The following is a 22,186-nucleotide window of genomic DNA, read 5'->3' on the forward strand; positions in this document are numbered from 1 at the left end:
AGGTTTGCCTGCCGGATTGCGTCTTGGAAGTCACCACCACGAGGAAAGGTCGCCATGGGTGATGCCGCACTGGAACTGGTCGGTCACCACGAAGCGCCGGACTGGAACCTGCGCCTCGCGCAGCAGGCATTCGCCGAGCTGCTCGAACAGCGCCGACGACACAGCAGCTTCCGTGTCACCGCACAGCGGCGGTCCGCGCGCCGTGGACTGTCAGCGCTGTCCGCGGACGACCGCGGACGGCTCGAGCGCTGGTTGGCCCTGCAAGTGGTGACTGCAGCGTCCGGGGAATCCGGGGAGGGTCTCGACCTGCTGGCCACGGTCGACCCCACGCTCGTCGCCGGCGTGCGCGCGCAATTGCCGCGCCTGCGCATGCCCTGATCGAGCCATGGCCATGCGATTCGCCACGCTGCGGTGCTGCGGTGACTTCCGGCACTTCGACCAGATCGCGTACATGGCGATCGTAGATTGCCGGCGCGGCCGCGAAACCCTATGCTTTTCGCCCCATTTTTTCGCGTGACGGACCCTCCCATGACGACCTCCAATCTCGAACTGGCGCGCACCAACATGGTCGAGAACCAGGTCCGCACTTGGGACGTGCTCGACCCGCGCGTGCTCGACGTGCTCGCCCGCGTGCCGCGCGAGGACTTCGTGCCGGAACGCCACCGCGCGCTCGCCTTCACCGACGTCGAGCTGCCGCTCGGCCACGGCGAGGTCATGCTCAAACCGGTCATCGAGGGCCGCATCCTGCAGGCGCTGGCGCTCGAATCCGGACAGCGGGTGCTCGAAATCGGCACCGGGTCGGGCTTCCTCACCGCCTGCATGGCCAGTCTCGCCAGCCACGTGACCAGCCTCGAACGGCATGCCGACCTCGCCGAGACCGCGCGCGCGAAGCTGGCCCGTGGCGGATTCGGCAACACACGCGTCGAGACCGCCGAAGCCTTCGCCGGCTTCGACAGCCGCGAGCGTTTCGACGTCGTCGTGCTGACTGGCGCGGTGTATGCATTGCCCGAACGTGCACGCCAGTGGGTCCAGACCGGCGGTCGCCTGTTCGCGATCACCGGCGCCTCGCCGGCGATGCAGGCGCTGCTGCACACGCGCGTCGACGAGACCCACTGGCACACCGACAGCCTGTTCGAAACCGATATTCCCTACCTGGCCAACGCCACGCCACCGAAGCGTTTCACGCTTTGAGGTGAGCCGCGGCCTGCAACGATTCCCCTGCGAGAGACGATCACGATGATGCTTTCCCGTTCGCTGTCCGCGGCCCTGACCGCCGCCCTGGCCTTGGGTACTCCGTGCGCTCACGCCGAAGACCTCGTGCAGATCTACCACGAGGCGCGCGCCTCCGATCCGCAACTCGCCGGAGCCGAGGCAACCAATCTCGCCACCGGCGAATTCGTCGACCAGGCGCGCTCGGCACTGCTGCCGCAGATCGGTGCGACCCTCGGCTACCAGCGCGTACGCGGCCACAGCAGCGTGCCCGACCTGGTGACGAACCCTGACGGCTCGGTCAGCGTGGTCGACGTCACCACGACGAGCACGACGTATGGCCGCAGCGCGGGGGGGCGCCTCGACCAGAGCATCCTCGACCTGTCGAAGTGGACCGCGGTGAAGTCGGCGCGGGCGAGCGCGAAGGCTGGTGACGCCACTCTCGAAGCCGCACAGCAGGACCTCCTCGTGCGCGTGGCCAGCGCCTATTTCGCCGTGCTGACCGCCGAGGATGCGCTCAAGTTCACGCAATCGAACGAACGCGCACTCAACCGCCAGATGGAACAGGCGCAGCAGCGCTTCGAGGTGGGCCTGTCGGCGATCACCGACGTCAACGATGCCAAGGCCCAGCACGACACTGCGGTAGCCAACGTGATCAGTGCGCAGAACACTCTCGATGACGCGCGCGAGGCACTGCGCCAGCTCACCAACAAGCCACCCGGCGAATTGCGCAAGCTGCGCGAGAAGCTGCCGCTCGACAAGCCAGTGCCGGAAGATCCGGAACAGTGGGTCGACGTCGCCGTGAAGGAGAACCCGGCGCTCGCGTCCTATGCCTACCAGCTCGACGCCGCCAATGCCGACATCAACACGGCACGTGCCGGCCACCTGCCCACACTCAGCGGTTCAGTCGTCTATTCGAAGTCACCGACCTGGGGCGACACGCGCACCCGGCCCGACCCGAGCGAGCATTTCAACAAGGACGGCTGGACCACGACGGTCGGCGTCACCCTCAATGTGCCGATCTTCGCCGGCGGCTATACCCAGTCGCGCGTGCGCCAGACGATCCACAACCGCGATGCCGCACAGGAGCAGTTCGAATTGCAGCGCCGCCTCGTCGAACGCAGCACGCGCAACAGCTACCGCGCGGTGATCGCCGGTGCGAGCCAGGTCGAGGCGACCGGCCAGGCCGTGGTTTCCGCGCAAAGCTCGCTCGACGCGACCCAGGCCGGCTACGAGGTCGGCACACGCACGATCGTCGACGTGCTGATCAGCCAGCAGCAACTCCTGCAGGCGCAGTCGAACCATTCGCAGGCCCGCCATGCCTTCGTCATGAACGGACTTTTGCTCAAGCAGGCTGCCGGCGTGATCGAGGTCGGCGACCTGGAAGCGGTCAACGCCCTGCTTGAATGATCCGTGGGAGCCCGTTCACGGGCGATGCTTCTCGGCGATGCATTCACCAATCGCCCGTGAACGGACTCCCACAAACGCCCCCGACCGCCCTCTAGGAGCGCCGTCAGGCGCGATGCTCCCCGCGGCGATGCGTTGTTCTTTTCCTCGCGCAACCAATCGCCCGTGAACGGGTTCCTGCGGCCTTCGGCTGCTCAGGCCCACGGCTCCACCGCCACCGTCTTTCCGCCAAGCACCTGCGCGACGATGCGCAGGGTGCGCTCGACCGCGCCGCGCTCACGCTCGAGCACGGCCTTGGCGGCGCGTCCCATGGCCAGACGCTCGTCATCGCGCGTCATCAGGCGGATCACCCTCGCGCCGAGCGCATCGGCATCGGCGACGCGGGTCGCCGCATCGGCCTCGATCAGGCTGTCGGTCACTTCCTCGGTATTGAACGTATGCGGACCGACGATGATCGGCAGGCCGAGAGCGGCGGGCTCGAGCAGATTGTGACCTCCGATCGGTTCGAGGCTGCCGCCGACGAAGGCAAGGTCGGCCGCCGCGTAGAACTGCATCAGTTCACCGAGCGTATCGACCACGAAACACTGGCAGCGCGCGTCGGCGCCGACGTCCTCGCTGCGCGTGCGCGTGTTGAAACCGAGCGAACGGCAGGCCGCGGCCACGGCGCGGAAGCGTTCCGGATGGCGCGGCACGATGATGAGCAAGGCATCGGGAAAGCGCTGCAGTACCGCCGTATGCGCCTTCAGCACCGGCATCTCCTCGCCCTCGTGCGTGCTCGCCGCGATCCACACCGGGCGACGCACGCCCCAGGAATCACGCAGCGCAGCGCCGGCATCGACCAGGCTCTCTGGCACCTGCAAGTCGAACTTGAGATTGCCGACCACGGCCAGGCGCGTGACATCCGCGCCAAGCGCCCGCAGGCGCTCGGCATCGCTCGGTGACTGCGCGGCAACGAAGTCTGCACAGCGGATCGCACGCCGTGCCAGCGGGCGCACCGGGCCATAGCCCTTGAGGCTGCGGTCGGACAGGCGCGCATTGGTCACCACGATCGGGATGCCCCGCTCGCGGCAGGCAATGAACAGGTTCGGCCAGATCTCGGTTTCCATGATCACCGCCAAGCGCGGCCGGATGCGCGCGAAGAAGCGCTCCACCGAGGCCGGCAGGTCGTACGGCAGATAGACGTGGAAGACGCGGTCGCCGAACAGCTTCAGCACGCGCTCGGAACCGGTCGGCGTCACTGTGGTGACCACGAACGGCGAATCCGGATAGGCGCGCATCAGCGCCTCGATCAGCGGCACCGCGGCATTGACCTCGCCGAGCGAAACCGCATGCACCCAGATGCTGTCGGCGATGCCCGGATCGGGAAAGAAGCCGAAACGCTCGCGCCAGCGCGCGAAATAGCGCGGGTACTTGAGACCGCGCGCGGCGAGCCGGTACAGGATCACCGGCGTCAACAGGTACATCGTCAGGGTGTACAGGAAGCGCAGCACGCGGCGGATTCCGGCGGGGGTCGCGCAGTATAGGCCGTACGCGGCGGCAGCCCCGCACACATAGGCAGGCCGCGCACCTGCCCGCATAATCACTGCGATGTCCGACGCCCTGCCCACCTTCCATGCCGCCCTGCTCGCTCCGCGCCATTGGCCCGCCTGGCTCGGCCTCGGCCTGATCCGCCTGCTTGCGGCCATGCCGTACCGCGCGCTGCTGCGCATCGGCGACGGGCTCGGCGCGCTGGCCGCGCGCCTGCTGCGTTCGCGCCGACGCATCGCCGCGCGCAACCTGGAACTGTGCTTCCCGCAACTGCCGGCCGCCGAACGCGCGCGCCTGCTCGAGGCGAACCTGCGCGACAGCGGGCGCATGCTGGTCGAGTTTGCGCTCGGCTGGTTCGGCACGCCGCAAGCAATCCGCCGCGTGCCGGTGACGATCGAGGGCCTGGAGCATCTCGAACGCGCACGCGCCGACGGGCGCGGCGTACTGCTCACCGGGGCGCACTTCTCGCACCTCGAACTGGCCGGGCGCCTGCTCGTCGAGCAGGGCGGCCAACGTGTTGCCGGCATGTATCGCGCGCACGGCGACGCCGCCTTCGAATGGGCAATCCGCCACGCCCGCGCCCGCTATGCCGAACAGATGTTCCGCAAGGATGAACTGCGTGCCGCGGTGCGCTACCTGCGCGAGGGCGGGTGCCTGTGGTACGCGCCGGACCAGGACATGCGCGGCAAGGACGCGGTATTCGTGCCGTTCTTCGGCGTGCCGGCGGCGACGATCACGGCGACGCATCACCTCGCGCGCTTGTCCGGCGCGCTGGTCGTGCCGTTCTTCCATCGCCGCCTCGACGGCGGCGGCTACGTGCTGCGCCTCGAAGCGCCGCTCGCCGATTTCCCCGGCAACGACGTCGCAGCCGATACCGCGCGCGTCAATGCCGCGATCGAACGCATGGTCGGCGAAGCACCGACGCAGTACCTTTGGATGCACCAGCGCTTCAAGTCGCGGCCACCGGGGGAGCCGCGGGTTTATTGATACCGTGTACGTCGTACCACCCCGATCGCGGCTGAAGCCGCTCCTACGGAAGGCCGACTCGTAGGAGCGGCTTCAGCCGCGATCAAGCGAATCAGAGCGTCCCTACCGAAAGGAACTTGTGCATGACCATCGTGTGGGCTTTGGGTGGCGCGTTCATCGGCTTCATCATCGGCGGCATGTTCGGTGGTGACAGCGGCATGTTGCCCGGCCTCCTGACCGGCGCCGTCGGTGGCAGCCTGTGGGCGCGCGTGAATGCGCTGAAGGCCCGGGTCGAACAGGCCGAAGGGCTTCTCGCCGACCTGCGGGTCAGCCGCACTGTCCCCCGTGCCGAACCGGACTGGCGGCCTGCCGAGACACTCAGCGAAGCCTCGCAAGCCGTGCCGGATACAGCTCGGCAACCGGAAGCGGCGCTGTTCGATTTCTCCGTCGGCGCGATGGCGCCGTTACCACCGCCACCACCTCCCGTCCGCACGCCACAGTCGGCCGACGTCAGTGCGACGCTCGACCTGCGCACCGCGACGACACCTCCTTCTGCCGTCGCTCCCGGGCCGTTGCGGCCCGATCCGGCCGGCCCCGGTACGCCTCAGCGCTTCTTCGAGACCATCAAGCGCTGGTTCACCGAGGGCAACGTGCCGGTCAAGGTCGGCATGCTGGTGTTGTTCGCCGGCGTCGCCGCCCTGCTCAAGTACGCCGCCGACGAGGGCTGGCTGACCCTGCCGATCGAGCTGCGCCTCGCCGGCGTCGGCCTCGCCGCAGTCGCCGCGCTCGCCTTCGGCTGGCGCCAGCGCAACGAGCGGCGCGCCTTCGCGCTGAGCCTGCAGGGCGGTGCCATCGGCGTGCTGCTGCTGGTCGTGTTTGCCGCATTCCGGCTTTACTCGCTGCTGCCGGCCGGCGTCGCCTTCGCCTTGATGCTCGTGCTGGTCGTCGGCATCGGCGTGCTCGCCGTGCTGCAGGATGCACTCGCATTGGCCGTGCTCGGCCTGCTTGCCGGTTTCGCCGCGCCGATCCTGCTCTCGACCGGCGAGGGCAACCATGTCGTACTGTTCGCGTACTACGCCCTGCTCAACCTGGCGATCCTCGCCGTGGCCTGGCTGCGGCCATGGCGCGTGCTGAACCTGCTCGGCTTCTTCTTCACCTTCGCGATCGCCACGGTGTGGGGCGTACTGCGCTATCGCCCTGATCTGTTCGCCAGCACCGAGCCGTTCCTCGTCTTCTACTTCGCCCTGTACCTGGCCATTCCGATCCTCTATGCGTTGCGCAGCGGTGCCGAGCCATCCAAGGCGATCGATGGCCCGCTCGTGTTCGGCACTCCTCTGATCAGCTTCGTCCTGCAAGCCGGCCTGCTCGACGGCGAGCGCCTGCCGATCGCGCTGTCGGCGTTGGGCACGGCCATGATCTATCTCGTGCTCGCCTTCGCCCTGCGCAAGCGCGTGCGCCTGCTCGGCGAGAGTTTCGCCGTGCTCGCGATCGGCTTCGCCACACTGGCCATCCCGCTGGCGTTCTCGGCGCGCGTGACCGGCTGCGTGTTTGCCCTCGAAGGTGCGGCCCTCATCTGGCTCGGCTTGCGCCAGGGTCGTCGCCTGCCGCAGATCAGCGGCCTGCTGCTGCAACTCGCCGCCGCCGGCGCGATGGTGATCGGTTTCTTCGGCTATCACGAGACGGCGCCGATCTTCGCCAATGCGCGCTTCATCGCCGCCCTGCTGATCGCCGGTGCGGCCTTCATCAGTGCGTGGCTGTACCTGCGCGCCGGACGCCTGACATGGCTGGCCGGCGTGCTTTACCTCTGGGGCCTGCTCTGGTGGTTCGGTGCACTCGTTGCCGAGATCGAACGCGGCGTGCCGACACGCTGGATGCCGGCGGCCCTGCTTGCCGCGACCGCGCTGACCAGCTGGCTCGCCGCCGAAGCCGAGCGCCGCTGGAAACAACCTCTGCTCGCACTGACGACCACGATCGGCCTGTGGGCCGGCATTCCGCTCTGCGCGGCCATCACCTCGTACGGCCAGCCATTGGCCAGCTGGGCGCTCGCCGCGCACGTCGCCTATGCGGTGTTCGGCCTGCGCGCGCTGGCCTGCCTGCGCGAAAGCGGCATGGTCGGCGCCGCACACGCCGGCTGGGTGTGGACCTGGATCGTGGTGTTCGCGCTGGCGCTCGAAGCGCTGGCGCGCAGCCTCGGCCTCGGCGGGGGCTGGCGTCACGCCGCCGTGGCGCTGCCGCTCATCGTCATCCATGTGCTGACCCTGCGCGCGCCGCAACTCGTCGCCGTGCCGGTCGGTGAACGCTTCGAGGCCACGCGGCAACCGCTGCTGCTGTCGCAGGGCGCGCTGCTCGCGCTGATCTTCATCATTGGCCTGGCCAGCTCGGGCGACAGCATGCCGTTGCCGTTCATGCCGCTGCTCAACCCGCTTGAAATCACTGGCATCGGTATCCTGCTGGTGCTGGCGATGGCCTTGCGCGACACCGGCCTGCTCGCCACGCAAAGGCCGCTGATCGTCTCCGCTGCCGGCTTCGCCTTGATCACCATGGCAACGCTGCGCGCCGTGCATCATCTCGGCGGCGTGGCGTGGAACGATGCACTGCTCGACGCCTCGCTCGCGCAGACCAGCCTCGCCGTGGTCTGGAGCGTGCTCGGCGTGGCCGGCTGGGTGATCGGTTCGCGGCGTAGCCAGCGTGGCCTGTGGCTGGCCGGCGCGGTGCTGATGGCAATCGTCCTGCTCAAGCTGCTGCTGGTCGACCGCCAGCACCTCGGCAACCTGTTCGGCATTGCTTCGTTCATCGCCTACGGCCTGTTGTGCACGCTGATCGGCTACCTCGCACCGGCACCACCCCGTGAAGCCGCACGCACCGAAGGAGCCACACCATGAACCAGCGCTGGCTCGCCCTGCTCGCCTTCGCAGCCGGCTTCGCGCAGGCGACGGGACCGGACGATTACGCAATCGTCATGCCGATCGCCACACCCGGCGACAGTGCGGCCTGGCGCATCGAACTGCCGCTCGACGTGTACGCCTGGTCGCAGGACGAGGCGCTGCGCGACGTCGCCGTGTTCGATGCCGACGGTCGTGCGGTGCCGCTCGCCGAGTGGACGCCGTCCACCACCACACCGTCCGGCGGCCGGCAGGCGCGCATCCTGCCGCTGGCCCTGCCGACGCAGGGCACGGCTGCGCGTGACGACCTGCGCCTGCTGGTCGAGCGCGACGGCGAAGGACGCCTGCGCCTCGGCACGACGCGCGAGACGCCTGCGTCAGCGCCGACACGCGCGTGGCTGCTCGATGTCGAAGCCTTCGCTGACGGCATCGATCGGCTGCGTCTGGAGTGGACCGAGCCGCACGACGGCGTGTTCGCGCGCTTCGCCATCGATGCCAGCGACGACCTGCAAGGCTGGCGAACGCTGCGCGCCGACGCCGCGATCGCCCTGCTGCAACAGGCCGACGCGCGCATCGAACGGCGCACGATCGCACTCGACGGCCAGCGTGCGCGCTACCTGCGCCTGCGCCGCCTCGACGACGGTCCCGTGCTGGAGGATCTCGCAGTCGATGTCGAACGCCTCGCGCGCAACACGAAACAGCGCGAACCGCTGCAATGGCAGGCCGCCGAAATCATCGTCAAGGACGCAACGAACGCCGCCTTCGACTACCGCCTGCCGGCACGCCTGTCGATCGAGGCGCTGCGCGTCGAACTCGTCGGCGACAACAGTGCGGCCGAACTCGCGCTGTCGGCGCACCTCGGCACACACGATGGACGTCCGCTGAGGGAGCCGCTGCTGCGCTTGACTGCCTACCGCCTGCGCACCGGTGACGACGTCATCGACCAGGGCGACATCGCGCTCGCGCGCTCGCGCCGGCTCGACCAGTTGCATCTCGCCTCGACGCGCCCGCTCGCCGCAGCACCGAAACTCCAGGTCGGCTGGCGACCGCCCTCGCTGGTCTTCCTCGCCGAAGGCCGCGCGCCCTACGTGCTGGCCGCCGGCCATGCCGAAGCCCGCCGCGAAGCGGCCTCGCTGGCGACACCACTGGCGGTATTGCGCGCACGCTTCGGCAACGACTGGCAACCGCCGCTGGCCACTCCCGGCGCCGCACGCGAAGCCGCCGGACAAGCCGCGCTCACGCCGCCACCGCCACCCACTTCGTGGCGAAGCGGCCTGCTCTGGGGCGTGCTCATCGCCGGCGCCGTGCTGGTCGCGGGAATTGCGCTGTCGCTGCTGCGCGGGCAGCGTTGATCGTGCGCAAGCCTGCCGTGATTCGCGGCAGGAAGGATCATGCGTAGGCAGCAATGGATGTCGCGGGGTCTGATCGGATGCCTCGCCGTTGGATCAGGTTGCGCTGCGGTTCACGCGGAGACCTGCGGAATCGACTCGATCTTCGCGCATGGCTTCGAAGTGCCCACTCCTGCCGGCGGCATCGATGCCACTCCGGGCGCGCTGCAGTCGCCGGGCCAGCTCTCTTGTCTTCCCTTTCCCTCCGGGAGAGGGACCGAGGGTGAGGGCTCGGGCGGAGAGCAAGGGATGCTCTGATCAATCCCACAACGGCGTCACCGTCCTGTGCGGGCGCAGATCAAGGCGCGACGGCGAAGGCAGACTGGCCATCACCCAACCACATCCGCATCATGCTGGTGTCAAACAATCGTGCAAGCCAGGGTTGCCCCCAGCCAGCGACAGCTTTCCGCGGATCACTCGGGTGTTTCCAAACATGGCCCTGGCTACGCGGGCAGCGGGCGGACCGAAGGCTCGCGCGGCGCAGCCAGCGCCGCGCAGTACAGCGCGAGCAGCCACCAGAAGAACAGGCCCCACCACGCCGAGTAGAAGGCGAGGTGGGTGTTGAGCGGAAAGCACATCGCGACCAGGGCCAACGCCGGCGCGTAAGCGCGCGCGCGCGCGGCGCGGTCGGCGCGTCGCCAGGCGCGCACGGCGGCGACGGCGCCGACGATCCAGCCGAGCAAGCCGACGATGCCGGTTTCGCTCAGTACTTCGAGCACGATCTGGTGAGCGTGCGATGCCCCTTCCCTGGAACCCTCGACGACGAAGCGGTCGCCCGGCGCGGCATGCTCGGGGTAGTCGTAACGGAAGCCGCGTGCGCCGACACCGGTCAGCGGATGCGCGCGGATCATGTCGATGGCTGTGCGCCAGATGCTCAAGCGCCCCGCGGCGGCCTCGTCGAGCGCCTGCGGCGTGCCCTCCACGGCAAGCAGGCTGCGTTCGATGCGCGACTGGAATCCACTGGAATCGAAACGCATTCCCGCTGCGGCCATGACGAAGGCGAGGCCGACGCCGACCAGCAGCGGCGCGAAGCGACGCAGGCTGCCGCCGGTCTCGTGCCAGGCGACGACGACGCTGACCAGCGCATAGGACAGCCAGGCCGCCCGCGACCCCGACAGCAGCACCGGCACCAGCACGAGCAGGAAGGCTAGCAGCAGGCCGCTGCGACCGAAGCGCGCACGCGCGGCGAGCAGCACGAACGGCGACAGCGCGGCGAGCACCGGACCGAGCTTGATGTTGTCGGCACCAAAGATGCCGGACAGGCGTTCCGCCTCGGGCGCACCGCCGATGCTGTGGCCGGTCAGGTATTGCACCCAGGCATCGAGGATCCACAACAAGGTGACCGCGGCGACCGCAGGCACCACCGCCGCCTGGGCCTGCGGCCGGCGCAGCACGTGGACAGCGAACAGCGCGAAGCCGAGATGACGCAGGCTCGCCAGCGCGGTCGACCAGGTCTTGTCCGCTGCAACCGATGCGAAACCGGACAGTGCGATCGGCACCGCATAGGCGAGGAACAACAGCACGACGAGGCGCTGCGCATCGTCGCCTGGCGCCCACAGGCGCCCCCGCACGGCAAGCACGAGCGTGACGAGCACGCCGATCGCCACCGGCAGCTCGGCAAGCCGGCCGAATGGCAGCAGTACGAGCACGCCGAGCACGATGGCGACGCCGGCGCGCGTGGCCGTCGTGCGTTCCACTTCAATCGGCCGCCGCACGGCCTTCCGCCGCGAGTTCCTGGTACAGCGCCAGCGTCGCCGCCTGCATGTCGGCAAGCCGGTAGCGCGTCAGCGGCTGGATCGCCGGCGCCCTGCGCATCAGTTCGGCCGCACGCTCGGCGAGGCGGTTGCGGTCGCCCATCGCCACACGCCCGGCCGGATAGAGTTCGGTCAGCAACTCGTCGACGCCACCATGTGCATAGCCGAGCACCGGGCGACACAGTGCCAGTGCCTCGATCACGGTGCGCCCGAACGATTCCGGCGAGGTGCTCATCTGCAGAACCAAGGTCGAGATCGCCATGATGTCGCGCACATCGGCGCGCGGTGGCGTGATGACCACGCGCCGCGAAATGCCGAAGCGGATCGCCAGCTTCTCGAGTTCGTCAACGTAGTCCTCACGCCCTGGCTCTCGGGCACCGAGCAGGAGCAGACGCGCATCGACACCACGTGCCTGCAAGTCGGCGAGCAGCTCGATCGCGTGCGCATGCCCCTTCAGGCGCGTGCCGCGCGCCGGCAGGGTCAGCAGCGGAGCACCGGCCAATTGCGGGAACTCGGCGAAGAATCGCTGGCGCCAATCGTCGTCGGGCTGATAGCCGAACGGGAACTCGTCCGTGTCGACGCCGCGCGGGATCAGCACGAGGCGCGATGGATCGGTGCGTGGATAGTGGCGCAACACGTGGTCGCGCACATTGTTCGACACGCAGATCACGCGCTCGCCGCGCGCCATGATGCCGCTGTACCAGCCCGGCGAATTGAGACCGTGAACGGTGGTCACGAAATGTGGCCGCGGCACCGGCAGGCCACGCAAGGCACGCCAGCCGAGCCAGGCCGGCAGGCGCGAACGGGCATGCACGATATCGGCGCCGAATTCCTTCAACAGACCCCGCAGGCGCGACACCAGGGCCAGTGTGCCGAGCTTCTTCTCGCCGATCGGCATTTCGACATGCTCGCTGCCCGCTGCCCGGAGGCGCTCGACCAGGCGACCGCCACCTGAGACGACGATCGAGAAATGCCCGGCCGCGACCAGCGCCTGCGCAACCTCCAGCGTCGAGCGCTCCGCACCGCCCGACTGCAGAGCGGGAACGAGTTGGACGACGGTGAGGCGCCGGGTTGTCACATTCGAACCTTCAGCGAAACAGGGAACCGCGGATGCCGCGCAGGTGGGCCGGCTTCAATCCTCAAGCGTGTACTCCGCGCCGCAATAAGGGCACTTCGCATGACCGCCCTGCTCGGCAATCGGCAGATACACCTTCGGATGCGAGTTCCACAGCGACATCGACGGCATCGGGCAACTCAGCGGCAGGTCGGCGCGACCCACGCGATAGCGATTTTCGGCGTTCGCCTGAACCAGCGGTTCGGCGGCTGGATGGCGTGATGGCATGCGCAAATCTCCGAAACAGGACAGTCGTCAAGTCTAGAGCATGGAATATGCCAACTTCATCACTGACGGCGCGAGGACCGTGTCACCCGCACAAGCCACGTAGGGATGCTCTGATCAATCCCACAACGGCGTCACCATCCTGTGCGGGCGCAGATCAAGGCGCGACGGCGAAGCCAGACTGGCCGTCTGTCGAGCCGGCACAACGCCGAGCTGCGAGCCTTGCGGATGTCATATCGCCATTGCGGGATTGATCAGAGCATCCCTAGAATGCGGCGGTTCGATCATCCCTGCCCGTCCACCCGCCCCTGGAGATCCCCATGGACTTCGCCAAGCTGATCGCCCGCGTGCAGGCCATCCTCCTTTCACCAAAGACCGAATGGCCGGTCATCGCCGCCGAGCCGGAGACCGTCGCCGGCCTGTACAAGAAATACATCCTGATCCTTGCTGCGATTCCCGCCGTCATCGGCTTCGTCAAGGGCAGCCTGATCGGGGTCTCCGTGCCGTTCCTGGGCACCGTGCGCACGCCGATCGGCATGGGCATCACCGGCATGATCGTCAGCTATGCGCTGACCGTCGGCCTGGTGTACGTGCTCGCCCTCATCATCAATGCGCTCGCACCGAACTTCGGCGGCGAGAAGAACCCGATCCAGGCGCTCAAGGTCGCGGCGTACTCGTATACGGCCGGCTGGGTCGCCAGCATCGCCAACATCGTGCCGTGGATCGGCTGGATGGTCGCGCTGGCCGGTTCCATCTACGGCATCTACCTGCTCTACCTCGGCCTGACGCCGACGATGCGCAACCCGGAAGACAAATCGGTCGTCTACACCGTCGTCATCGTCATCATCGGCTTCCTGCTGAGCCTCGTCATCGGCGCGATCGTCGGCGGCATCACGGCAGCCGGCACGATCGCGGGCGGCGCCGCATCCCTCGGCAGCGCAAGCAGCAACATCAGCATCGACAAGGACAGCCCCCTGGGCAAGCTGGCCGCGATCGGCGAGCAGGTCGAGAAGCAGAGCCGCAAGCTCGAAGCCGCACAGCGAAGCGGTGATGCCCAGGCCCAGGCCGAGGCGGCGAGCCAGATGCTCGGCGCCGTGCTCGGCGGCGGCGACAGTGTCGAGGCGCTGGCGCCGGAAGCACTCAAGCAGTTCCTGCCGGAACGGCTCGGCGACTTCAAGCGCGAGTCGATGTCGGTCGAACGCAGCGGTGCGATGGGCGTGCAGGTCAGCACCGGCCGTGCCAGGTACGTCGACGCCAACGACACCCGCCTCGATCTGGAGATCACCGACATGGGCGGCGCCAAGGGCATCATGGCGCTGGCCGGCTTCGCCGGAGTCGAGCAGGACCGCCAGACCGAGTACGGCTACGAGAAGACCTACAAGCAGGGCGGCCGCCTGGTCCATGAACAATGGGACAATTCGAGCCGCAGCGGTGAGTTCGGCATCATCCTCGGCGACCGCTTTTCGGTAAAGCTGAGCGGCCACGGTGAAGGACTCGACGCCAACATCCTCAAGACCACGCTCGGCAAACTCGACCTGGCCGGCATCGAGGCTCTGCGTGACAAGGGGGTCAAGCGCGGCTGAAGCAAGGCGCCGGCGCTTCAGCCTGCGCGCAACGCAAGCAGCAACGCTTCCGCATCGCCATCAGGCGCGGCGAACGCGATCCGCGCCTCGTTCTGCACTACCGCCGCATCGCCGGCAACGAGGCGCACTCCATTGACCTCGAACACGCCGCGCGTGACCTGCAACCACAGGCGCTGTCCTGGGCGGCAAGCGTGTCCCTGACGGGCTCCCGCGCGCAGGCGCAGCGCATGCGCCTCGATGCCGCGCCGCAGCGGCAATCCATGATCGTTCGCGGCAAGCAGGATGCCGTGATCCGCAGCGATCTCCGCCCGACCATGCCACGGAGTCGCATTCAGGCGCTCGGGCAGTAACCAGACCTCGAGCACGCGTGCAGATTCGTGCGCGGACACATTCGCCAGCGCCACTTCGATGCCGCGACCGGCACCGACCAGATGGCGGTCGCCGCGCACGAGATCACAGGTGGCGTCGCCCAATGTGTAGCGCACCGCACCCTCGACGACCCAGGTGAAGATGTCGATGTTGGCGCGCCGTTCCGCGGCCATCCCGATGCCCGGCGGCAGCGCGATCTCGTTGATCGCGCGCACCGGGCCGAAACCCATGTGCGCGGGATCGTGGTAGTCGCCGCAGGAGAACTCGTGCCGGATGACGGCGTCGCCGCGACGCGTGCAGCCGCGCGCACCGGCGGAGCGTAGGGCGAGCATGTCAGCAGCCGGGATCGATATCGCCCCCGCCGGACGATTACTTCGCTTCGGCCGGCTTCGGCCCCATGGCTTCGAGGGTGATGCGAATCGTCACTTCGTCGCTGACATTCGGTGCGTACTTGCCCATGCCGAAGTCGCTGCGCTTGATCGCGAGCGCGCCGTCGAACCCGATTGCCGGCACCTTCTTCATCGGATGCTCGTTGCGCGCGTTGAGCTTGGCGTCGATCGTCACCGATTTCGTCACGCCGTGGATGGTGAGATCGCCGGTGACCTTGTAGCTGCCGTCGGTCGCGCCCTTCTCGACCCTGGTGCTCTTGAAGGTCGCGGTCGGGAACTGGGCGACATCGAAGAAATCGTCGCTCTTGAGATGGTCATCGAATTTCTTGACGTGGCTGTTGATGCTGTCGACCGCGATGGTGACATCAACCGACGATTTCGTCGGATCGGCATCGTCATAGGTCAGCGTGCCCTCGATGCTGTCGAAGTTCGCACTCGGATTCGAGTAGCCGAAGTGGTTCCACGAAAAGATCGTCTGCGTGTGGCCCGGATCGATCGTGTAGGTGACCGGGGCGGCGAACGCAACCGACGAGACGAGAGCGAAGGCACTGGCGAGCGCGGTACGGCGAAACATGAAAGTTCTCCTTGGTGAAAGGGTCAGACGATGCGGCAGGCTTCGTCGAAAGCGAAGCGCTGGTCGCGCGGACGCAGCACGGCCGGATTGCCGTAACCGATATTGACGAGGAAGTTGGAGCGAACCTCGGTGCCGGCGAAGAATGCGGCGTCCAGCTTCGCCGAGTTGAAACCGGACATCGGTCCGCAGTCGAGGCCGAGCGCACGCAGGGCGATGATGAGGTAGGCACCCTGCAGGCTCGAGTTGCGGAAGGCCGTGGCCTCGATCGCGGCGGGTTTGCCGGCGAACCACGGCACCGCATCGGTCTCGCTGTACAGGCGCGGCAGGTGCTCGAAAAAGGCGTGGTCTGCAGCGACGATCGCAGTGACCGGCGCGGCCATGGTCTGTTCGACGTTGTCCGGCGACAGGGCTTCGCGCAATGTCGCCTTGGCCTCTGGCGAACGCACGAAAACGACGCGCATCGGCTGACAGTTCGCGCTGGTCGGCCCAAGCTTGGCCAGATCGTAGGCCTGGCGCAGAAGGGCATCGTCAACCGGACGGTCGAGCCAGGCCTGTGCCGAGCCCCGATAGGTGCGTGCGGCACGGAAGATCAAGTCGAGTGCGGCGTCGTTCAGCGGTGCATTCATCGGATTTCCTCATGCGGCGGACGAATCATGCTGCGGATGGAGCGGGGCTGCGCGAGCCTGGCCCGGCAGTCTCGTGGTCGCGCCACGGCGGATCAACGGGCGCAGACACAACTTATTGCTGCCGGTTGGTGGACAATGCAGCGCAACCGGCGGCTTACGAAGGGCCCCAGAGTACACGCATGAAGGCTGAGGACACGACCGCCTGGGCGATCAGCGACGGCGCTGCCGGCAATGAACGGCAGGCGCTCGCGCTCGCCGGGGCACTGTGCTCCGATCCATGCAATGTGCACATCGACATCGACGCACCTTGGCGCTGGCTGGCGCCCCGCCTCGTCGCCGGCAGCCGGCGCGCCGTGCATGGCCAAGGCTTTGCCGAACCCTGGCCCGCGCTGGCCGTAGGTTGCGGTCGCCTCGCCGCACTGGCCACGCGCGGCCTCGCGGGCTGGGCTGGCGGGCGCTGCTTGCGCGTGCAGATCCTCGATCCGCGCATCCACCCACGCCACTATGATCTCGTCGTCGCGCCCCGTCACGACGATCTGGTCGGCCCCAACGTCATCGTCACCACAGGCGCACTCAACCCGATCGACGATGCCTGGCTTGCTGCCGCGCGCACGCGCTTTACGGCATTCGGCGCACTCCCCGCGCCGCGAACGGCCGTGCTGGTCGGCGCCTCGACCGACGCGCAGGCGATCGACACCGGCTACGTCGATGCGCTGCAGGCCGAACTGTCACGGCTGCATGCGCGAGACGGCGGCAGCTTCCTCGTAACCACTTCGCGACGGACGCCGGCAGCGCTCGCCGCAGGACTGCGCAACACGTTCGCACGTTGGCCGGGACTGTTCTGGGCAGGCGATGCGGACGGCGTGAACCCGTATGCCGGACTGCTCGCCTGGGCCGACCGCATCGTGGTCACACCCGATTCGGTCAACATGCTCTCGGAAGCCTGTGCGACCGGCGTACCAGTACACAGCCTCGTACGCACGCCGTTGCACGGCAAGCTCGCACGCTTTCACGCCGAGCTCGCCGGACTCGGTCACCTCGTCGCCTTCGGCGAACCTTCGCGCGCCACCGCGGCGCTGCGCGAGTTGCCCGGCGTGGCTGCGATCGTGCGCGAACACTGGACCGCATGATTTTCCTTCTCCCGGTTGTCAGGGAGAAAGAGCTTCGCCTCGGAAATCCAGACCGAGCGCATCGGCGACACCAAGCACGGCCTGCGTCGCCGCATCCAGTTCGGCGTCGCGCGGCGCGGTGCGCGGGCGTGCATCGAGTGTCGCTGCGAGCGCACGCGCGAGCAGGGTCTCGTGCGCGGCGGACAGCGCTTGCGCCTGGACTTCGTCGAGCAAGCCTTCCCGTGCGGCAATTCCGACCAGATCCGCCGTGCAGGTACTCGACAACAGGCGCGGACAGCGCGCCGCGTGGCCGAGGACCAACGCCTGCAGCAGGAACTCGATGTCGACGAGGGCGCCAGGGCCCTGCTTGAGGTCGAGCATGCGGGGGGTGGAACGGTCGCGTTCGGCACGCCAGCGCTGGCGCATCTCGACGATGCGCGCTCGCAGGGAGTCCACGCCTTCGGCGCGGCGCAGCGTGTCGGCGCGCGCCTCGGCGAAGCGCCGGCCAAGGGTGACGTCACCGGCAACGGCGCGCGCACGCACCAGGGCCTGGTGCTCCCAGGTCCAGGCGCGTTCCTGCTGATAGGCGACATAGCCCTCGAGGCTGGTCACCAGCAAGCCCTTGCCACCGTCTGGACGCAGGCGAACGTCCACTTCGTACAGGCGCCCCGAGCGTGTCAGCGTGGTCAGAAGATGCACGAAACGCTGCGCAAGGCGGGCGTGGTAGCGTGTGCCGTCGAGCGGCTTGGCGCCGTCGGATTCGCGCTGCGCCAGCGCACCGTCGTAGACGAACACGAGATCGAGGTCGGAGCCGAAACCGAGCTCGATGCCGCCGAGGCTGCCGTAGCCGATCACGACCAGGCCATTGCCGCCACCGGCATCGGTGGCGATGCGGCCGTGCGCAGCGACCAGGCCACGCGCGGCGACTTCGAGCACGGCGGCGATCACCGCCTCGGCGACATCGGCGAGCGCGCGCGCACATTGCACGGCACTGCTGCGCCCGCCGAGGAAGGCAAGTCCGATACGGAACTGGCAGGCCAGCCGCTGTTCCTGGATGCGCTCGATCGCGGACTCGGTGTCGCCTTCGGCGATGTCGGCGAGTTGGCGTGCGATCTCCGCCTCGACCGCTGCACGCGTCGGAAGACTACCGTCACTGCGCTCGTCGAACAGCTCGTCGAGCAGCAGCGGATGTGCGATGACGCGCTCGGCGAGCAAGGCGCTTGCGGCGAACACGGCTGTCAGGCGCCGCAGCGCGACAGGCTGCTCATCGAGCAGGGCGAGATAGGCGGAACGGCGTGCGACCGCATGCACGAGACCGATCAGGCGCACGAGGCAGGCCGATGGCGCCGGACTCGCCGCAGCGGCGGCGAACAACGCCGGCAGCACACGGTCGAGGCGCTCGCGCGCGCGCACCGAGGCCGCGCGCAGGATCGGACTGCCGAGCAGGCCTTCGAGCGCAGCGAGCACTGGCTCGACCGGCTCGAAGCCGGCGGCCACCAGTGGTTCGCGCTCGACGCCCGACTCGACGAAGCGGCGCCACACCTCATCCCACTCGGCATGCTGCGCGCTGCCACGCGCTTCGCGTGCCGGTGCCATCAGCGCATCGAACTCCTCGCTGACCTCGGCGCGGTGGCGATCGAGCTCACCGACCAGAGCCGGCCAGTCGCGATGACCGAGCGCCAGGGCGATGCGTTCGCGCACGAGCGGATCGGTCGGCAGGTCGTGCGTCTGCTGGTCGGCGAACATCTGCACGCGGTTTTCCAGTCGACGCAGGAAGCGGTAGGCATCGGCCAGCCGCCGCGCACGCGCCGCCGGTACGTAGCCGAGGCGCTCGGCCGCAGCCAGCGCATCGAGCAGGCCGCGCACGCGCAGGGCCGGTTCGCGCCCGCCGCGGATGAGCTGGATCAACTGCACGATGAACTCGATCTCGCGAATGCCACCGGGGCCGAGCTTGAGGTGGTCGGCGAGATCCTTGCGCGCGACCTCGGCGTCGATCAGCGCCTTCATCTCGCGCAGCCCGGCGAAGGCGGTGTAGTCGAAATAGCGGCGGAACACGAACGGCCGCAGCGTCTCCAGCAGGCGCAGTCCGGCGGCCTTGTCGCCGGCGACCGGGCGCGCCTTGATCCAGGCATAGCGTTCCCAGTCGCGCCCTTCGCGCTGGTAGTACTGCTCCATCGCCTGGAACGACAACGCGACCCGACCGACGCTGCCAAACGGACGCAGGCGCAGGTCGACCCGATAAGCGAAACCGTCCGCGGTATGTTCGGCGAGCAGGGCGATGAAGGCCTGGGCGATGCGTGAATAGCCCGTTTCGGCGTCGACCGGACGCGTGCCGTCACTGCTGGCGGGTTCCGCAAAAGCCAGCACGAGATCGACATCGGAGGAGAAGTTGAGCTCACCGCCGCCGAGCTTGCCCAGCGCGAGCACGACCAGTCGCTGCACCTGGCCGTCGGCCGTGCGCAGCACGCCGTGGCGCGCAGCGAACTCGCGCTCGGCCTGGCGCAGGGCCGCCTCAAGACAGACCTCGGCAAGCACACTGGTACCGGTCAGGGTCGTCTCGATGGCATCGATGCCGTTGACATCGCGCCAGATCAAGCGCAGCGATTCCTCGCGCCGAAAGCGGCGCAGATCAGCCCGGAAATCGCCACTCTCGCCACCACCCAGCACGGCCGCAGCACGCGCATCGGCGTGGCGCGGATCGTTCATCAGGCGCACCAGCTCCGGGCCCAGCAACTGCGGATCGCGCAGCCAGCTGTCGAAGGCGTAGTCACTGGCCAGCAGCACGCGGTCGATGTGACTGTCGACCCCGGCGTCATCATAGAACGGCACGCCCACCGCCCGCGAAGCGGCTTCGAGGCGTGACAGGCGCTGGTCGAGCAGGCTCGCGACCGGGCGCGGCCACGTGGAGAACGGCATGCGGGGATTCTGGCAGCGTGGCGGCGCAAGGGCTAGGAGTCTGATCAATCCCACAACGGCATCACCGTCCTGTGCGGGATCAGTCGGGGCATCCCTGGGCTCCGGTGCGACCGGGAGTTGCCTGGCGGCATTGCCCGACTGGAGACGGAGCTCCGTCACCGGACCAGTTCCATTAACCCACCACTCAGCCGCCCATGCGATAGTGCGCGACTCGATTGGGGGGTTCGATCCACGGATGAGCACGACGCGCTCGACACGACCGCTGCACGCCGCAATCTGGCTGGTGCTCGTCACTGCCGGGTTTGCCCTGCTCGCGTGCTGGCTCGATCCGGCACTGGCCTGGCCGCTGTCCGGTGACGGCGGCTTCGACGCGTTCGTCGTTGCCCTCAACATCGTCCCCTTCCTGCTCGTCGTCGCGCTGATGTTCGCGCTGACACGGCGGCCGATCCTGTCCGCCTGGATCGGCGGCCTCCTGCTCGTCGGCGTCTATCTTGCCAACAAGGCAAAGTTCGAGCAGTTGCAGATGCCGCTGCTGCCGGCCGATTTCCGCTTCCTGCTCGACCCGGCCGCGGCGGTGTCGCTGTTCGCGCACTACGCGAGCGGCCATGGCGCGATCATCGCGACTACCCTCGTCCTGCTCGGCGTCAGCATCGCGCTCGCCTTCGAGGCACCGGTGCGCGCGTTGCACGCCTGGCCGCGCGCCGCGCTTGGCGTCGCCACACTTGCCTTGACGGTCATGCTCGGTGCCGGCACCACGCCGTGGCGCACGCTCTACGACGCCGAGCGCGTCGGTTTCGAGCCGTGGTCGGTGGTCGACAGCGCGGAACGCGCCGGCGTGGTCGGCAACCTCGTGCTCTACCACTGGGAACTGGCCAGCCGCACCGAGCTCGCGCCGGACCGGCGCGCGGCCGAACAGTTGCTGCGCGCCAACCTCGACGCCCTGCGCACGCGCTTCGCGCCGAACAGCAGTGCCGGTGCGATGCCTGCCGGCACCCTGCCCGACATCGTCATCGTGCAGAGCGAATCGCTGTTCGATCCGGCCCGTCTTGCGGGCGCGGCGAAGGACACCTACCTGCCGAACTACCATCGCCTCGCGCGCCGCGGCCTGGCCGGCGAGATGAAGGTGCCGACCTATGCCGGCGGCACGATCCGCACCGAGTTCGAAGTGCTGACCGGCCTCGCCCTCGCCTTCTTCCCGGGCGTGCAGTACCCCTACTTCGAGATCGCCGACCAACCGCTGCCCGGCATCGTGCGCACGCTCGCGCGCCACGGCTACCGCAGCACGGCGATCCACCCGAACAGCGGCGTGTTCTGGAACCGCGAGGCCGCCTTCCGGCAGATCGGTTTCGACCGCTTCATCGACGAACGCGCGTTCTCCAAGGAGGACATCGTCGGGCTGTTCACCGGCGATGCCGCGTTGACCGACCATATCCTCGCCGAACTCGACACCGAGGGCCCGCCGCAGCTCCTGTTCGCGATCTCCATGCAGAACCACGGCCCGTTCGACTGGCGCCCGGGCCTGGATGCCGCACGCCTCGCTGCGCAGCCGCTGCCGCCAGGCCTCGACGACGGCGGCGCCTACTGGTTGCGCAACTATCTGTACATGGCCGAGGACGCCGACCGTGAACTCGGCCGTCTCGCCGAGGCGCTGCAGAAGCGCAAGCGCCGCACCCTGCTGCTGTTTTATGGCGACCACCTGCCGGCATTGCCGCCGGTCTACCACCAGATCGGCTTCGCCGACGGTGGCAATGCCAAGAGTCAACCGGTGCCATGGCTGCTGCTCGACAACCGCCGGCGCCTGCGCAGCCGCGACGAACATGCACTGACCGCCTCGTGGCTGCTGCCGAGCATCCTGCTCGAGAACGCCGGCATTGGCGGCGACCGCTGGTTCGCCACCCTCGATGCCCTGCGCGCCGACCTGCCCGCCGACGCCGCGACTGCGAACAACCACCTTGCCGAAGCGCTGCGTGCACTCGGCCAGCTGCGTTATCGGAGCGAGCTCGACGACGTCGTCGAGCAGGCACTGCTGCCGGCAGAACCTGATTGGAGCGCGACGATCGCCCCGTAGCGAAGGGCGAGGGCGGCGAGCGCGCTTGCATCGTCGACTCGTCGTCGTGCTCGTGAGCGCGCCGCGGCAAGCCGCACCCG

Annotated in this window: 17 protein-coding genes; 9 read left to right on the forward strand and 8 right to left on the reverse strand. The window is 68.3% G+C overall.

The window, feature by feature from the left end; translation table 11 throughout:
- The first annotated feature begins 54 nt into the window (after positions 1 to 54).
- The 3 genes from KF907_RS01150 (at position 55) to KF907_RS01160 (ending at position 2,619) form a co-directional block, all read left to right on the forward strand.
- Positions 55 to 378, forward strand: a complete 324-nt coding sequence (locus KF907_RS01150; protein ID WP_291217298.1) for a hypothetical protein — start codon at positions 55 to 57, stop codon at positions 376 to 378.
- A gap of 150 nt (positions 379 to 528) precedes the next feature.
- The gene (locus KF907_RS01155) at positions 529 to 1,191 is read left to right on the forward strand and encodes a protein-L-isoaspartate O-methyltransferase family protein (RefSeq protein WP_291217300.1); all 663 of its coding nucleotides are present in this window, start codon (positions 529 to 531) and stop codon (positions 1,189 to 1,191) included.
- A gap of 48 nt (positions 1,192 to 1,239) precedes the next feature.
- Entirely contained in the window at positions 1,240 to 2,619 is a 1,380-nt protein-coding gene (locus tag KF907_RS01160; RefSeq protein ID WP_291217302.1) for a TolC family outer membrane protein, read from the forward strand.
- Positions 2,620 to 2,810: 191 nt separating this feature from the next.
- Here the strand turns inward: KF907_RS01160 and waaA are convergent, their stop codons facing one another.
- The gene (gene waaA, locus KF907_RS01165; protein ID WP_343214748.1) at positions 2,811 to 4,106 is read right to left on the reverse strand and encodes a lipid IV(A) 3-deoxy-D-manno-octulosonic acid transferase; all 1,296 of its coding nucleotides are present in this window, start codon (positions 4,104 to 4,106) and stop codon (positions 2,811 to 2,813) included.
- Positions 4,107 to 4,203: 97 nt separating this feature from the next.
- Here waaA and lpxL point away from each other — a divergent pair, with 97 nt between their 5' ends.
- The 3 genes from lpxL to KF907_RS01180 all read left to right on the forward strand — a co-directional run bounded on the left by lpxL (position 4,204) and on the right by KF907_RS01180 (position 9,343).
- Positions 4,204 to 5,130, forward strand: coding sequence for an LpxL/LpxP family Kdo(2)-lipid IV(A) lauroyl/palmitoleoyl acyltransferase (lpxL, locus tag KF907_RS01170; protein ID WP_291217305.1), 927 nt, complete (start codon positions 4,204 to 4,206; stop codon positions 5,128 to 5,130).
- Positions 5,131 to 5,252: 122 nt separating this feature from the next.
- Positions 5,253 to 7,991 carry a DUF2339 domain-containing protein gene (locus KF907_RS01175; RefSeq protein ID WP_291217306.1) on the forward strand — a complete coding sequence of 913 codons (2,739 nt, stop codon included), beginning with the start codon at positions 5,253 to 5,255 and terminating at the stop codon, positions 7,989 to 7,991.
- Positions 7,988 to 9,343: a DUF3999 family protein gene (locus KF907_RS01180; RefSeq protein ID WP_291217308.1), complete on the forward strand. Its 1,356-nt coding sequence runs from the start codon at positions 7,988 to 7,990 to the stop codon at positions 9,341 to 9,343. The genes KF907_RS01175 and KF907_RS01180 overlap by 4 nt, the downstream gene beginning before the upstream one ends.
- 479 nt (positions 9,344 to 9,822) lie before the next feature.
- Here the strand turns inward: KF907_RS01180 and KF907_RS01185 are convergent, their stop codons facing one another.
- From KF907_RS01185 to KF907_RS01195, 3 genes are read right to left on the reverse strand one after another with little or no spacing between them, the layout of a single operon-like run.
- On the reverse strand, positions 9,823 to 11,076 hold the full coding sequence (locus KF907_RS01185) for an O-antigen ligase family protein (protein ID WP_291217310.1): 1,254 nt from the start codon (positions 11,074 to 11,076) through the stop codon (positions 9,823 to 9,825).
- A gap of 1 nt (position 11,077) precedes the next feature.
- Entirely contained in the window at positions 11,078 to 12,211 is a 1,134-nt protein-coding gene (locus KF907_RS01190) for a glycosyltransferase (protein ID WP_291217312.1), read from the reverse strand.
- A 54-nt stretch (positions 12,212 to 12,265) separates the two neighbouring features.
- Positions 12,266 to 12,475 (reverse strand): zinc-finger domain-containing protein, encoded by a 210-nt coding sequence (locus KF907_RS01195; protein ID WP_291217315.1) that lies wholly within the window; start codon positions 12,473 to 12,475, stop codon positions 12,266 to 12,268.
- A 317-nt stretch (positions 12,476 to 12,792) separates the two neighbouring features.
- Here KF907_RS01195 and KF907_RS01200 point away from each other — a divergent pair, with 317 nt between their 5' ends.
- Positions 12,793 to 14,055 (forward strand): Yip1 family protein, encoded by a 1,263-nt coding sequence (locus tag KF907_RS01200; RefSeq protein ID WP_291217317.1) that lies wholly within the window; start codon positions 12,793 to 12,795, stop codon positions 14,053 to 14,055.
- Positions 14,056 to 14,072: 17 nt separating this feature from the next.
- Here KF907_RS01200 and KF907_RS01205 read toward each other — a convergent pair whose 3' ends face one another.
- The 3 genes from KF907_RS01205 to KF907_RS01215 are packed head-to-tail and all read right to left on the reverse strand — an operon-like array spanning position 14,073 to position 16,013.
- Complete coding sequence (locus tag KF907_RS01205; protein ID WP_291217319.1) at positions 14,073 to 14,756, reverse strand: pirin family protein; 684 nt, start codon at positions 14,754 to 14,756, stop codon at positions 14,073 to 14,075.
- A 37-nt stretch (positions 14,757 to 14,793) separates the two neighbouring features.
- Entirely contained in the window at positions 14,794 to 15,387 is a 594-nt protein-coding gene (locus KF907_RS01210) for a YceI family protein (protein ID WP_291217321.1), read from the reverse strand.
- 23 nt (positions 15,388 to 15,410) lie between these two features.
- Entirely contained in the window at positions 15,411 to 16,013 is a 603-nt protein-coding gene (locus KF907_RS01215; protein WP_291217323.1) for a malonic semialdehyde reductase, read from the reverse strand.
- Between the two features lie 179 nt (positions 16,014 to 16,192).
- Between KF907_RS01215 and KF907_RS01220 the strand changes: the two genes are divergently transcribed.
- Positions 16,193 to 17,143, forward strand: a complete 951-nt coding sequence (locus tag KF907_RS01220; protein ID WP_291217325.1) for a mitochondrial fission ELM1 family protein — start codon at positions 16,193 to 16,195, stop codon at positions 17,141 to 17,143.
- Between the two features lie 18 nt (positions 17,144 to 17,161).
- Here KF907_RS01220 and glnE read toward each other — a convergent pair whose 3' ends face one another.
- On the reverse strand, positions 17,162 to 20,038 hold the full coding sequence (gene glnE, locus KF907_RS01225; RefSeq protein ID WP_291217328.1) for a bifunctional [glutamate--ammonia ligase]-adenylyl-L-tyrosine phosphorylase/[glutamate--ammonia-ligase] adenylyltransferase: 2,877 nt from the start codon (positions 20,036 to 20,038) through the stop codon (positions 17,162 to 17,164).
- Positions 20,039 to 20,273: 235 nt separating this feature from the next.
- Here glnE and KF907_RS01230 point away from each other — a divergent pair, with 235 nt between their 5' ends.
- Positions 20,274 to 22,106 (forward strand): LTA synthase family protein, encoded by a 1,833-nt coding sequence (locus KF907_RS01230; protein WP_291217330.1) that lies wholly within the window; start codon positions 20,274 to 20,276, stop codon positions 22,104 to 22,106.
- Positions 22,107 to 22,186 lie beyond the last annotated feature (80 nt).

It is taken from the genome of Dokdonella sp. (assembly GCF_019634775.1).
Lineage (GTDB): Bacteria > Pseudomonadota > Gammaproteobacteria > Xanthomonadales > Rhodanobacteraceae > Dokdonella.